The following is a 14,453-nucleotide window of genomic DNA, read 5'->3' on the forward strand; positions in this document are numbered from 1 at the left end:
ACGCAGCGCATGTCTTCCTTCAGGTTTAAAAACCGCCTGGGTGCAGAACTCATCGCTCCCGATCGGACACGGTTCACCCTCTGGGCTCCCTCCTGTGAGAGAGTTTTCGTGGAGGTGGAGGACCTTCCGCCCATCGCCATGAGGCGGCACGCAGATGGAACATTCGTCGCTGAAGCACCTTGTGGTGCCGGGGCGCGATACCTCTACCGCGTCCGTGACAACGTCACGGTTCCTGACCCGGCCAGCCGCTTTCAGCCTGATGGCGTACATGGGCGAAGCGAAATTCTCGACCCCGATTTTTATGATTGGAAAACACCCGACTGGAAGGGGCGCCCGTGGGAAGAAACCATCATTTACGAGACGCATCTGGGTCTCGAAGGCAATTATGAAGGCATGAAAGCCCGCCTTCAGGAACTGGCGGATCTGGGCATCACAACGGTTCAGTTCATGCCGGTCAACAGTTTCAGCGGTCACTGGAACTGGGGATATGATGGCGTTCTGGTTTATGCCCCAACGCCAGCTTATGGACGGCCTGAAGCCCTGAAAGACCTGATCGACCATGCTCATTCACTGGGTCTGATGGTCTTTCTGGATGTTGTGTACAATCACTTCGGCCCAGATGGGAATTACCTGCTGGAATATGCAAAGGGCTTCTTCGACCCGCGCTACGACACGCCCTGGGGTGATGGTATCGACTTCCATAACCCAATCGTAGCGGATTTCTTTATCGACAATGCGCTTTACTGGCTGATGGAATATCGCTTCGACGGCCTCCGCATCGATGCCGCATGGGCCATTACGGATCGACAATGGTTTTATAAACTTCAGAGCCGCATTCACAAAACCGTCGAAAAGGGCCGCCATGTTCATTTAATTCTTGAAAACGAGAATAATGACGCAGGCCTTCTCCGCGACGGTTATTCCGGACAATGGAGCGAAGACTGGCACCATACCCTGACCGTCATGCTCAGCGGAGAGGACAAGGGGTTTTTCCTGCCGTTTCATCACGAGACAACCGGCCTTCTTAAACGTGTCCTGACAGAGGGGCTTGCGTGGCAGGGCGAATTTTTCCCGCCGCGCCAGAAAACGCGCGGTAGTCCGAGCAGCGATTTACCTCCAACAAAATTCGTAACGTTTTTACAAAACCACGATCAGATCGGTAATCGCCCTCTGGGGGAAAGATTGATCACCCTTTCTGACCCGGACGCCTTCAAAGCCGCCTATGCGCTGCTTCTTCTTTGCCCCATGACGCCAATGCTGTTCCTTGGGGAAGAGTGGGGCTCAAAAACGCCGTTCTATTTCTTTTCGGATTTTCACGGGACCATTGGCGAGAAGGTCCGCCGTGGGCGCGAAGAACAGTTTGCCGAATACTGCAACCTGACGGACCCGGAAATTCTTGCGACACTTCCTAGCCCCACTGATCCGAAAACATTTCGAATTTCCCGCCCGGACCGAGCCGAACGGGACACACCGGAAGGTCAGGCATGGCTTGCCAGAACAAAAGAACTTTTGGCCTTACGCCATTCCAAAATTACGCCGCACCTGAAAGGAGCTTACAGCGCGGGAGCCGATATTCTGGGAGAGAAAGCTGTCATTGCCTCCTGGACTCTTGGGGACGGCAGCCTGCTGACCATCGCCGTTAATCTGGGGACAGACACTGTATCGCTCCCCGAGCCAGAAAACATCTTTTACGAAACCAGCTCTAAACGAGCATCCCAGACAATTCCGCCCGGAACGCTCGTTGCGGCACTTGGTCGCGCCTTTTAACAAGGGCGACCTACAAAATTACAGCGGACGGTCGCCCTGGCTGGACGCTGTTTTTTCGTTCAGCCAGCCGCCCTGAAATCCCGCGCGCTTTAAGCCATCACGCAGGTAAGGATTCTTTTTCATCGTGTTCCACACGAAGCCACTGCGCCAGTTTTCCAGCATCAGCAGAATAGGTCCCTGATCAATGCCAAGCTGCTGCCCGTCGACCCAGTAATCATTCTTGTCTTTGAATGAGGGGTTGAAGGAGTCTAGGAAGCCATACTGATTGTAAATCCGGCTTCCGTAGCGCTTACGCATCTCTTCCAGTGCGGGAAGAGCAATTTCGGGCGCGAAGGCAATCGATCCGCCCGCGGCTGTTGGTGCAATGGTGCCATCGTCCAGAATGTAATCCCGGCCTGCACCACGTGCACTGTAAGCAAGGTAATGGCGATGCTTGCCGTCATAATCCTGCTGAATGTCTCCGGGGCCATCACAGGCGGTCAGCCCCCAGATATTGGCACCGTAGTCCTTCCAGTCTCCGGGATTCGCCTGTGCGTAAGCGCGCTGCGCGTACACGGCTTCACGCCCGTTCTGGAAATAGTCGTCATCATGCTTGCGATTGAAATCGTCCTGAATGCCGCGGAAATCAATCCAGGACTCGCTGTACTGGTGACCAAAGAGTGGTGCGAAATTCAGCAGCTTATGGCCCTGAAAATCTCCCCATTGCCCATCGTAGGTTGCCGTCCAGGTCTTCCATGTTTCTGCCGGAAGGGGATGCGTCGGCGATGCAATGGCCAGAAGATAAATGATCAGGCCTTCGTTATAGCCCTTCCAGTCCGTCGTGATGAACGTGTTGGGCGGCGACCAGCCCATGCTCAGCCAAGGGCCATGCGCTTTCATCCACGTCCAGTCGATACGGCGATACAGGCGATCGGCAATGTCGCGGATTTCTTTTTCCTGCGCAGTATCCCGGTCATAATACGACTGGGAAAACAGAACACCGCCCATGAGAAGTGTTGTGTCTACACTGGAAAGTTCAGACCAGTCCGCGACGCGCAAGCCGGTATTGGGGTCCAAAAAATGGTAGAAAAATCCTTTGTACCCTGCCGCACCTGAAACCTTGTCGTTCTGCGGCAGACCGATCAGAAATCTCAGGGTGGTCAGCGTGCGGTCCGCAGCCTGTTGGCGGGTTATGTATCCGCGCTCCGCTCCAATCCCATAAGCCGTCAAACCGAAGCCCACACCCGCAATGCTCGCAGCGCCGTTCGGCAACGGAGAGCGATCAGGGATCAACCCATTCTTGGGGTTGGCCGTATCCCAGAACCAGCGGAACGTCCGATGTTCCAGATCTTCCACAAAAGTCTGATCGGCTGCCGTGAGGGATGGTGGTTTGTCGGCCTGCGGTATCGCCGCACCTGCTGCGATGGCAGATCCTGAAAAGAGGGCAAGGTGCACAACCCCTGCCGCTACTCCAGTCCGGAGAAAACGGGAGGATGAAGCACAGAACTTTTGTCCTGCACGTCGTGCTGTCGAGATAAACCTGCTGCCTGGCGCAGGCTGCATCCGAAAGTCAGTGCTCATAGGCTCACCATAAGCGCAGAAGATGCATCACTTGAACGTGGTGTTACATCACAACGGCGTGATGTCTGCGAGGCTTGGAAAACTGCCAGAAATATCGAAAATTATCCACTCGGAAATCACGAATCCCGTACGATTTTGAAAGCTTCCGTTACATGAGCGAGTCCCGGATTTCTACTGCCGTCAAACCTCCAGCAAACGAGCCGCAATTTCTGCCGTAACGAAAGCTGCAATCATTTCAGGACGCTTGTCCCGTACGCTGAAATCTCCGATCGGGCAGACCAGTTTATCAATCTGCTGCTGCGGGATGTCGATTGCCCGGAACGCACTCTCAAAGCGTTTGCGTTTCGTACGCGAGCCGATCATCCCAACGTATCGCAGATCATTTCGCGCCAACGCTGCCCCCGTAATGAGGGCATCCAGAGTGTGACTCTGTGTCAGCACCAGAACACCCGAACCAGCAGGCGCTGCATTCAATGTGCTTTCCCAGTCTGATGTGGCCTGTGCTTCGACTGTTGGCGGAACAGGCCCGAACTCATCTTGCCGGGCATCAACCCAGACAAGCCTGAGGGGCAGAAGCGCCAGTGATTTCGCCAGCGCTCTCCCAACATGCCCTGCCCCGAACAGAATCAACTGAGGCAGCGTCTCCCGCTCTCTCCAGGCCTGACGCTCAATGTCATCCAGGTTTCGTATGCGCTCGATGCTCACCGTCACAGCGCCGCCACAGCACTGGTTGATGGCAGGCCCCAACGGAATATGACGTTCCAGATGATCGTCACCATTGGTGAGGAGGGCCCGGGCATCCGCCATGCAGTCCCACTCCAGACGTCCCCCACCGATGGTCCCAACCTGCTCGCGTTGTGTAAGGAGCATATAAGCCCCGGCCTCACGCGGCGTGGACCCTTTGGCGACCAGAACCGTAATTCTGGCCACCGCCTCCCCCGCATCACGCCAGCGGCGGATGGCTTCCAACATGATCAGTCGATCTCGCCACGCAGGCTCATGGCAGTCCGCAGAACCCGTTCCGGTGTGGCGGGGGCATCAAGCTTCGGGCAGGTCTTGTAATCATTCAGGCTGGCGAGTGCGTCAGAGATGGCCTGAAGAACAGCCACGCCATGCACAAAAGGAGGCTCCCCAACGGCCTTGGATCGGAAAATCGTCTCTTCCCGGTTCGGGGCATTTTCCAGCAGTTCCACATTGAAAACCCGTGGCCGATCGGAACAGGCCGGGATCTTATAGGTGCTGGGTGCATGTGTCCGCAGACGACCCGCAGGATCCCAGACCAGTTCTTCCATCGTTAGCCAGCCCGCGCCCTGCACGAAGCCACCTTCGATCTGCCCGACATCGATTTCTGGATTCAGGGACTGCCCGGCGTCATGGAGAATATCCACGCGGTCCATGGTGTTCTCACCCGTCAGCAGATCAACGGACACTTCCGCACACGCCGCACCATAGGCAAAGTAAAAAAACGGACGGCCCCGCCCTGTTGCAGGGTCCCAGGAAATCTTGGGCGTCTTGTAGAACCCGTTGGAAGACAGGGAAATGCGGGCGAAATAAACCTGCCAAGCCAACTGCTGGAAAGTCACGACCTCTAACCCGACATGCACGCCATCTGGCAGGAATTGCACGTCTTCCTCAGCGACGCTCCACTTCTCGGCGGCAAACGCGATCATGCGGCGCTTGATCTTGGTGATGGCATCCAGAACTGCCATGCCGTTCAAATCCGCCCCAGAAGACGCCGCCGTTGCGGACGTGTTGGGAACCTTGCCCGTTGTAGTGGCTGTGATGCGGACCCGGTCGGACGTCAGACCAAACTCACGCATGGCAATCTGCACCATTTTCGTGTGCAAACCCTGCCCCATTTCGGTCCCGCCATGGTTCACCTGCACAGAGCCATCCGTGTAGACATGAACCAGCGCACCAGCCTGATTGTAGTGTGTCGCCGTGAAGGAAATGCCGAATTTTACCGGCGTCAGGGCAATCCCGCGCTTGATGTATCGACTGGTTTTATTGAAAGCGCGGATCTCTTCCTTGCGCTTTGCATAATCGCAGCGTCGCACCAGTTCCGTGACAATTTCACGGCTGATCGAGTCTTCCACCGTCATATGATACGGCGTGACGTTCCGGTCTGTTGTTCCATAGAAATTGCGCAGTCGCACGGTCACAGGATCAAGCCCCGTCGCAAATGCGACTTCCTCGATCACACGCTCTGCCGCGACAATGCCCTGCGGGCCACCAAACCCTCGATAGGCCGTGTTGGACTGCGTATTGGTTCGGAGAGGCTCGGAACGGAACCGCACATCCGGATAGAAATACGCATTGTCCGCATGAAACAGCGCACGATCCACAACAGGGCCGGATAGATCGGCGGACCAACCACAGCGGGCGGCCAGAACCATATCGACCGCCAGAATGTCACCGTCATCCGTGAAGCCGACATCATAATCCACGACAAAATCATGCCGCTTGCCGGTCATCATCATGTCGTCGTCACGGTCCAGACGCATCTTGGCAGCCTGCCCGGTCAGATCAGCCGCAATGGCCGCCAGACAGGCCGCAGCATTGGCCTGCGTTTCCTTGCCACCAAAGCCCCCGCCCATCCGGCGCACTTCAGTCGTGACCAGATGATGCGGCCGCCCCAGAACACACGCCACCAGATGCTGCGTTTCAGACGGATGCTGCGTGGAAGACCAGACGCGCATTTCCCCAGCCTCACCCGGCTGAGCCAGAGCGGCCTGCCCTTCAAGGTAGAAATGCTCCTGCCCGCCCATCGTGATACTGCCAGACAGACGACGCGGTGCAGCAGCCAGTCCGGCCTCCACATCACCACGCTTCATGACGAGCGGACGCCAGACCAGATCGCCACCAGCTTCCCGCGCCTGAGCGACGTTCAGGATAGCGGGCTTCTCTTCATACTCGATCTTTACAAGCCGAGCGGCCTGACGGGCAGCCTGCCGGGACGTTGCCACCACGGCAAACATCGGCTGGCCCCAGTAATAGACATGATCCTTGGCCAATAGGGGCTCATCATGCGCATGAACCGGGCTGATTTCGTTCTCGCCCGGAACATCCTCTGCCGTCAGAACCAGCACCACACCAGGCGCAGAGCGCACGGCGCTCAGATCCATGGAAACGATCCGAGCATGAGCCTTGGTGCTCAGCCCCGGGACAACATGCAACATGCCTTTCGGCTCCGGCATATCGTCAATGTAGTTCGCACGCCCTGTCACATGCAGGATCGCGCTTTCATGCTTCATGCTGGTCGAGGCAGCCCCCTGAACCAGCATCTTGCGAGCCTCAGACATGCGCCAGCCCTCCCGTACGGGCCAGACGCGCCTGTGGGCCGCCCGTTGTTTCCTCAAAGAAGCGCGTCAGCAGATTTGCGGCGACTGTCCGGCGATACCAGTCTGTGGCGCGCATATCCGTCAAAGGCGTGAAATCCTGTGCAATGGCGGCTCTTGCGGCGTCCAGCGTCGCTTCATCCCACGGGCGGCCGAGCAGCGCTGCTTCAGCATTCGCTGCGCGCTTCGGTGTTGCTGCCATCCCACCATAGGCCAGCCGGACGGACGTAATGATTCCGTCTGCATTCCGGCGCATGAAAAAAGCCCCCAGAACCGCTGAGATATCCTGATCGAACCGTTTGGAAATCTTGTAAGCGCGGAACTGAACGTCCTTTTCAGGAACCGGAAGGGTAACGGCTTCCACAAACTCCCCGGGCCGCCGATCCTGCTTTCCATAAGCAATGAAATAGGCTTCCAGAGGCATGGAGCGACGTTCATTGCCCAGTCGCAAATGCAGGGTCGCACCAGCGGCAATGAACATCGGCGGCCCGTCACCAATGGGCGAACCGTTGGCGATATTTCCACAGACTGTCGCGCTGTTCCGCACCTGCGTTGAACCCAGCCGACGGATCATCTCTGCTGCATCAGGAAGGAGGTCTGCGATAAATGGCTTGGCTTCCTGATAAGTCACGGCAGCACCGATCATCAGGCCTCCATCCGTGCGCTCAATCTTCCGTAGCTCAGGGACACGGCCGATCGAGACGACATGCCGCAGTTGCTTCATGCCTTTGGTCACCCACAGACCCACATCCGTTGCCCCGGCGACAATCGTGGCCTCGGGATGCTGCACCAGTGTGTCAGCCAGAACATCTACACTCGCCGGAATTGTAAGGGTGCCTTCTGCGCCAGACACCTGAACGGTTTCACCGTCATTCAGGGCTGTGAGACGCTCCGTGATCATCGCAACCTGCGCATCGAAACGGTCCGGGCCGGCCGACATGGACTGTTTCATGGCACGCACGATCGGCGCGTACCCGGTGCAGCGACAAAGATTTCCAGCCAGAGCATCGTCAATCTGGGCGTCATCAACAGTTGCACCAGGCGTCTTGCGATACGCTGCCATGGACATGACAAAACCTGGCGTACAGAAACCGCACTGCGAACCGTGCTGTTCCACCATAGCAGCCTGCACCGGATGTGGTGCATCAGGCGTACCGAGGTCTTCAATCGTATAAACCTGCGCACCATCCAGCATGCTGACAAACTGAATACATGCATTCACAGCGCGCCAAACGAGCCGATCCTGATCCAGTCGTACGACCAGCACGGTGCACGCACCACAGTCGCCTTCGTTACAGCCCTCTTTCGTTCCGGTTTTGCCACGATCTCGTAGCCAGTCCAGTAGAGTCAGGGTCGGGTTCAGGCCATTCAGAGTGCAGTGCTCATCGCCCAGATAAAATTGTACAGCCTGTCTCATGATCCTTGCCCTCCATGAGGCAACACGCGCAAAGCAAAACGGAAGAAGGCTGGCTGGACTGTCAAAGTTCGACCCTGGTGAAGATGGGGAAACCCCGAATATGAAAATGGGAGACTAGCAGAGTCCTGCACTGAAGAGGGTGTTGCCGTCCATATCCAAGATACGCATAACGCGTTGCTTTTTCGAGAGCACAGATAACGCCTACTGACACACAAGACCGAGCTCACTTTCCGCTTCGTTATGCAGCAGCTTCAAGCACGCCTTTATGGCTGTTGCAGCGCGCCGCCTCAGAGAAGACCTTTCAGAACAGACCAGAGCTCGGGCTGCTCCACAGCACTGACAGTAAACCTCAACATGCTCGACGGTGCCTGCGTTGGAGAAAATAATGTTCCGGGTGCCAGAAGCATCCCTTTTGTAGATGCCGCCCGCGCAACGGCCTCAGAATCCTGCCCACAATCCGCCCAGACGAAAATACCCGCAGGCGGAAGATACGGCAGCGTAAGACCACATCCGATGAGCGCATCAGCACATTTCTGGCGCGCCTGATTGACCCTCTGCCGGAGCCGGGAAAGATGTCGACCATAGTGTCCATCTTTCAGAAGACGTGCCATGACGTTTTCTCCCAGTTGCGGCGTACATAAGCCAGCCAGAAGTTTTAGGTCCGTCAGCCGCGCCACAATATCCGGACGTGCCGCCAGCACACCTACCCTTAGACCGGCCGCCATCGTCTTGGCATAGCCTGTAACGAGAATAACCCGTTGCAGGCGGTCCATGGATGCAAGACGAATAGCAGTTCCGTCATGGAAATCCGCGTAGGTATCGTCTTCCAGAACCATGAAGTCATATTTCTCGGCCAAACGCAGGATATCATGCGCCGCTGCGGCTCCGAGAGTATAGCCCGTGGGGTTGTGAACGACGCTGTTAATCAGGAAAAGCTTCGGTTTATGCTCCGCAGCCAGACGCTCCAGAACCTCCAGATCCGGCCCTTCCCGTCCCCGCGGCACACTGATGATTCTTGCCTCGTAAGCCGCCAAACGACCAAAAATCAGAGGCCAGCCCGGCTCCTCCACCAGTACGGTATCTCCACGCTGGACCATCAGTCTCAGCACAAGATCAATTCCATGCGTGACACCCGCCGTCATCAGCAGATGATGATCCGGATGCGCAGCGATTCCCTGACCACCCAGCATGGCCGCAATATGTCGGCGTAGCTGTGGGCTCCCCTGGGGATGGCCGTACTGCAGTAACCCCGCAGAATCTTCCCGTGCGGCCGCCCGAATGGCGCTGGCGATCAAATCCGCATCCAGCCAGTGCGGTGGAAGAACACCAGATGCCGCAGTCAGGCGATTAGCCTGCCCGGTGCCAAACATTTCGCGCAAAAGCCATGTTACATCGAGCTTTGACTGCTCCGGGGGGGTCTGCGTTATGGCTTCCGCAAAGACCGGCGGCTCGACGGGTGAGCGCACGAAATATCCCGCGCCCGGCCGTGACAAAACCAGCCCGCGCGCCAGAAGACGCTCATACGCTTCCATCACCGTATAGCGACTGAGCCCTGCGCTTTCGGCCATCTTGCGAACTGACGGCAGGCGGCTGCCGGGCCTGAGCCTGTGTGTCTCTATACGCTCGGCGAATTCAGTTTCGAGTTGCTCAACCAGCGTTGTGTCACCACCACGGACGGGCTTCCAGAGGGGAAATGTCCCATGCTGAGCTGGCATTACTGTCATGGTCAAACCTCCGGAACAGTCTGAAAGAATCCTGTTCAACTGTACCGGTACTGTTCCGGTAATCCTTGTCATAGTGATCAGGATAATCCCGTCTGCAACAGGAAATTCCGTCATGCCGACTTACTGGCAGGCTTTTGCGCCTCTCGTTCTTTTCACGTTTGTCGCATCCGTTACGCCCGGCCCCAACAATATGATGCTGGCGTCCTCCGGGCTGACACACGGTTTCCGCCGGACGATCCCACATATGCTTGGGGTTGCGCTGGGGTTTGTCCTGATGGTGGTCATTCTCGGCCTTGGTTTGGGAAGCCTGTTCGAGCATGCACCCTGGTTTTACGTTGGCCTGAAATATGCCAGCGCGGCTTATCTGCTCTGGCTGGCTTGGAAAATTGCCACATCCTCAGCAACACCCGAAGCCAATGGGAAAGAAAAGCCCATCAGCTTCCTGCAGGCTGCTGGTTTCCAGTGGGTCAACCCGAAAGCCTGGGTCATGGCCGTCGGTATTGTTGCGGCCTATGTTCCGAAGGAAGGGTTCTTCTTCAACCTTGCCATCGCCGGCGTCATCTGTGGCTTGGTGAATTGCCCTTCCGTCGCGCTCTGGGCTGGCTTTGGCGCAGGCATGAGACGGTGGCTCCATCGCCCGTTTTTGTTACGGAGCTTCAACTATGCCATGGCTCTGTTACTGGTTGCGTCCCTTTACCCACTGGCTTTCGAAACAGCCTCTCGCTGAGTTTCAACGTCAAAGAGGGTAATGGCAGGCGACCTGCCGTCCCTCACCGGACGGCTGAAGTATAGGACGTTCTGTTGCACAACGCGGCTGGGCAATCGGGCAGCGGGTATGGAAACGACACCCTGATGGCGGATTGACCGGGCTAGGCACGTCGCCTTGCAAAGGAGGCGGCAGAGCCCGGTCCGGGCGCGGAACCGCATCCAGCAATGCTTTGGTATAGGGGTGTGCCGGTCGATCCAGCACGTCCAGACCGTGTCCCTCTTCCACAATGCTACCCAGATACATGACAGCAATCCGATCTGCCATTTGCCGGACAACGGACAGATCATGAGAAATAAAGATGCATGCAACGCCGAGAGAAGCCCGCAGATCCCCAAACAGATTGACGATCTGAGCCTGAACAGAAACGTCCAGTGCGGAAACGGGCTCGTCTGCGACAAGAAGCTCCGGCCCTAGCGCCAAAGCGCGGGCAATGTTCAACCTCTGTCTCTGCCCCCCGGAGAACTCATGCGGGAAACGCCCGGCGACTGACTGGGAAAGACCCACCTGATCAAGCAGTTCCGCAACACGCTCCCTAACCCCGTGCCGACGATGAATGCGGAGGGGCTCGGCCAGAGACTCCCCCACGGTTCGGCGTGGATTGAAGGCAGCAGAAGAATCCTGAAAGACCATCTGCATTCGCGCGCGCCAGGGGCGCATTGCGCGATCGGACAGTCCGGAAATTTCCTGCCCGTCGAACAAAACCTTACCAGATGTCGGCTGTGTCAGACCAATCAGAGTACGTCCCAATGTCGACTTTCCGCATCCGGATTCCCCGACGAGCGCCAGAGCTTCTCCTTTCCGCACCTGCAGGGAAACACCCGAGACAGCACGCAGCACACGTCCCCGGCCAAGACGGTAAGATTTCTCCAGATTGCGCGTCTCCAGCAGAACACTCATGCCGCATACAGGACACACGCCACGCGTCGTCCCTCCTCGATTTCAGTCAGGGGCGGACGCACGGCACATTCTGACCGAACGAAGCTGCATCTGGGAGCAAACACACACCCAGCTGGACGATTATCAGGTGTCGGCGGCTGACCTGGAATGGTTGGAAGCCGTTCGGGTCTGGGACCGTCCAGGGGTGGAATGGCCGCGAGCAACGCCTGAGTATAGGGATGCAAGGGACGATCCAGCACATCCCGAACCGGGCCATTTTCAACCACCAGTCCCGAATACATGACTGCCACATGTGTGCAGGCCTGCGCGACAACACCCATATCGTGCGTAATCAGCATGATTCCGGCGCCGTCTTCCCGAATTTCGCGCAGCAATGTCAGGATCTGAGCCTGCACGGTGACGTCAAGCGCCGTCGTTGGCTCATCGGCAATCAGCAGGGCCGGTGTGCAGGAGAGTGCCATCGCAATCATGGCGCGCTGGCGCAGACCGCCTGACAATTGATGAGGGTACCGCTTTGCGGCCATGGCCGGATCGGGCACACCCATCCGCTCCAGAAGCTGCACCGTCCTTGCACGGGCCTCGCGTCTACTGACGCGATGATGCAAACGGATCTGCTCGTCAATCTGCGCCCCGATAGACCTTACCGGCAAAAAAGCTGTCATCGGGTCCTGAAAGATCATCGCAATCTGCGCACCCCGGAGCTTACGCATCACCTTGTCCGGGAGGTTGACCAGTTCCTGTCCAGAAAAAAGGATGCGCCCTGATGCTTTCAAACCGGGAAGAAGCCCCATGACGCTCATGGCCGTGAGGCTCTTGCCCGACCCGGATTCCCCCACGACCCCCAAAGCCTCGCCAGCTTTCAGACGCAATGAGACACCTTCAAGAAGCCGCGTACCACCGGGCAGGTTTAGCTTCAGACCCTGAATATTGAGCAACTGTTCAGCGTCCATGCTGACCATCCCTGATACGCGGATCGAGGAGCGCATACAGTCCATCCACCAGAGCATTCGCAATGACAACGAACACGGCTGCATACATGACCGTCGCCATGATCAGAGGCAGATCCAGGGTGGCCAGAGCCTGATAGGTCAGACGTCCCACGCCCGGCAAAGCAAACACGACCTCTGTCAGCAACGCTCCGCCGCCTAGCAACTGGGCAAAATCCAGACCGAAGAGCGAGACATAGCTCAACCATGACAGTCGCAATCCATGCCAGAGCCACACACGTGCCGGCCCTGCGCCTTTCGCTCTTGCCGTGCGGATGGAGTCTTCCCCCATTGCGCTCAGAAGCTCTGATCGCAGAATGCGGGCATATAATCCCATGAAGGAAACCGAGAGCGTCAGCGATGGAAGAAGCAACGATTTTGCCCAGCCGATCGGACTTTGAGAGAGCGGCACATATCCCAGCGGAGGCACCCATCGAAACAGCCACGTATCGTGCCAGCGACTCTGGGTGAACAGATTGATCACCTCCCCGAGCCAGAAAACCGGCATGGACAGCCCGATCAGACCCAGCACCATCAGGACGCGGTCCACCCAGCTATCCCTTAGCACCGCGGACGCAACGCCAATTCCCAGAGATCCCACAACCCAGAAGAAGGCAGCCCACACAACGAGAGACAGCGTTACCGGCGCCGCAGACACCACTTCGGGCACGACTTTCTGACCGTGATTGACGAAAGACGTGAGATCTCTGCTGACGAACAGTTTCTCCATCATGCGCACGTACTGAACAGGCAACGGGCGGTCGAACCCGTATTCGGCACGGATCCGCGCCATGACCTGCGGGCTGGCGCCTCTTCCTGCGATACGCGCAGTCGGGTCTGCTCCGGGAGTGGCGAAGAAAATGCAGAATACCAGAACGGAAATACCGAAAATCACCAGCGCCATCTGCCCGGTGCGCAACAGGAAACTGCGTATCATCGACCGGCTCCCTTCGGATCCAGATGATCCCGAAGGGCATTTCCCAGAACATTCAGGGCCAGCACTGTCACGGCAATCGCTATGCCCGGCGCTATGGCGACAATTGGCCTTGTATAAAGAAGGCCTTCTCCATCCTGAATGAGCGTTCCCCATGACGCTGCTGGGGCCTGCACACCAAGAGACAGAAAGGACAACGCCGATTCCGCCAGAAGGCAAAGGGCCATGACGAGAGGCCCGAGAACGACCATCGAAGGCGCAAGACTGGGCAGGATTTCACGTCGGAGAATACGAAAATCCGAGGCCCCCATTCCCCGGGCCGCCATGACGAATTCTGCTCGTGACAGACTCAGAACACGGGCTCGCAATGGGCGGGCGGCATACGGCACATAAACCAGCGCAATAATGCCTATGGGAATCAGAAAGCTATCGGCAGCAAGCGTTATAAACCCCAGATGAAGGCCATGCCCTACCGTTACAACCGACAGTGAAATGGCAAACAGGTAAACCGGGATAGCCCACAGGACATCGAGCAGCCGGGACAGGACGATATCCACCCAACCCCCGAAATATCCGGCACAAATACCGATACTTCCTGAGAGGCACAGACACAGCAGTGCGGCCGATGCCGCGATCAAGAGGGAGCTTCGACCGCCATACAACAGACGAGACGCAACATCCCGTCCCTGGGAATCAGAACCCAGCATATAAGCGCCCGGTGACCAGTCCGGCCCCAGAGGAGTCAAACCCAGATGCAGAGGATTATCGTTGGGCTGCATCAGGTCCAGTGACTGACCATGACGTGTGGTGGTTCCCGCGATGTTGGAAGAAAACGGGTCCACTCCCGCCATTTGGGCGTAGAGCGGAGCGCATAAGCTCGCCAGAACGACGAGCCCCAATGCCGCGACCGCAAGAGCAACGCCTTTCTTGACGGAAAGCGCGCGGATCATTCGCAGAAAACCGTTTCCTCCCACACACACTCCCATCTGCCGATCTGTTCAGCCTACCGTTCTAGCGGACCGACAGGGGAAGAGAAGAGGTGTAAAGGAAGAAACGTAAAT

At 57.3% G+C, this 14,453-nt stretch carries 11 protein-coding genes; 2 read left to right on the forward strand and 9 right to left on the reverse strand.

The features are described from left to right. Window positions 1–9 precede the first annotated feature (9 nt). Window positions 10–1,767 (forward strand): malto-oligosyltrehalose trehalohydrolase, encoded by a 1,758-nt coding sequence (treZ, locus tag KP705_RS07915; protein WP_215764269.1) that lies wholly within the window; start codon window positions 10–12, stop codon window positions 1,765–1,767. 18 nt (window positions 1,768–1,785) lie between these two features. Here the strand turns inward: treZ and KP705_RS07920 are convergent, their stop codons facing one another. The 5 genes from KP705_RS07920 to KP705_RS07940 all read right to left on the reverse strand — a co-directional run bounded on the left by KP705_RS07920 (window position 1,786) and on the right by KP705_RS07940 (window position 9,806). Further along, complete coding sequence (locus tag KP705_RS07920) at window positions 1,786–3,327, reverse strand: glucoamylase family protein (protein WP_252348281.1); 1,542 nt, start codon at window positions 3,325–3,327, stop codon at window positions 1,786–1,788. A 180-nt stretch (window positions 3,328–3,507) separates the two neighbouring features. After that, complete coding sequence (gene xdhC / locus KP705_RS07925; protein ID WP_215764270.1) at window positions 3,508–4,299, reverse strand: xanthine dehydrogenase accessory protein XdhC; 792 nt, start codon at window positions 4,297–4,299, stop codon at window positions 3,508–3,510. A gap of 2 nt (window positions 4,300–4,301) precedes the next feature. Further along, a complete protein-coding gene (gene xdhB, locus KP705_RS07930) occupies window positions 4,302–6,629 on the reverse strand; it encodes a xanthine dehydrogenase molybdopterin binding subunit (protein ID WP_215764271.1) in 2,328 nt (775 codons plus the stop codon). Further along, the gene (gene xdhA / locus KP705_RS07935) at window positions 6,622–8,082 is read right to left on the reverse strand and encodes a xanthine dehydrogenase small subunit (RefSeq protein ID WP_215764272.1); all 1,461 of its coding nucleotides are present in this window, start codon (window positions 8,080–8,082) and stop codon (window positions 6,622–6,624) included. The genes xdhB and xdhA overlap by 8 nt, the downstream gene beginning before the upstream one ends. A 287-nt stretch (window positions 8,083–8,369) precedes the next feature. Further along, window positions 8,370–9,806 (reverse strand): PLP-dependent aminotransferase family protein, encoded by a 1,437-nt coding sequence (locus KP705_RS07940; protein ID WP_252348282.1) that lies wholly within the window; start codon window positions 9,804–9,806, stop codon window positions 8,370–8,372. Window positions 9,807–9,918: 112 nt separating this feature from the next. On the opposite strand from KP705_RS07940, the gene KP705_RS07945 reads away from it, so the two are divergent. Next, window positions 9,919–10,533 (forward strand): LysE family translocator, encoded by a 615-nt coding sequence (locus KP705_RS07945; RefSeq protein ID WP_046900198.1) that lies wholly within the window; start codon window positions 9,919–9,921, stop codon window positions 10,531–10,533. Window positions 10,534–10,542: 9 nt separating this feature from the next. Here the strand turns inward: KP705_RS07945 and KP705_RS07950 are convergent, their stop codons facing one another. The 4 genes from KP705_RS07950 to KP705_RS07965 are packed head-to-tail and all read right to left on the reverse strand — an operon-like array spanning window position 10,543 to window position 14,342. Then, window positions 10,543–11,472: an ABC transporter ATP-binding protein gene (locus KP705_RS07950; protein WP_046900199.1), complete on the reverse strand. Its 930-nt coding sequence runs from the start codon at window positions 11,470–11,472 to the stop codon at window positions 10,543–10,545. Beyond that, window positions 11,469–12,422 (reverse strand): ABC transporter ATP-binding protein, encoded by a 954-nt coding sequence (locus KP705_RS07955; protein WP_215764274.1) that lies wholly within the window; start codon window positions 12,420–12,422, stop codon window positions 11,469–11,471. The genes KP705_RS07950 and KP705_RS07955 overlap by 4 nt, the downstream gene beginning before the upstream one ends. Continuing rightward, entirely contained in the window at window positions 12,412–13,395 is a 984-nt protein-coding gene (locus KP705_RS07960) for an ABC transporter permease (RefSeq protein WP_215764275.1), read from the reverse strand. The genes KP705_RS07955 and KP705_RS07960 overlap by 11 nt, the downstream gene beginning before the upstream one ends. Beyond that, a complete protein-coding gene (locus tag KP705_RS07965; RefSeq protein ID WP_046900202.1) occupies window positions 13,392–14,342 on the reverse strand; it encodes an ABC transporter permease in 951 nt (316 codons plus the stop codon). Before KP705_RS07965 ends, KP705_RS07960 begins: the two co-directional genes overlap by 4 nt. Window positions 14,343–14,453: the final 111 nt, after the last annotated feature.

The sequence above is a fragment of the Gluconobacter sp. P1D12_c genome (assembly GCF_018812105.1).
GTDB lineage: Bacteria > Pseudomonadota > Alphaproteobacteria > Acetobacterales > Acetobacteraceae > Gluconobacter > Gluconobacter oxydans_A.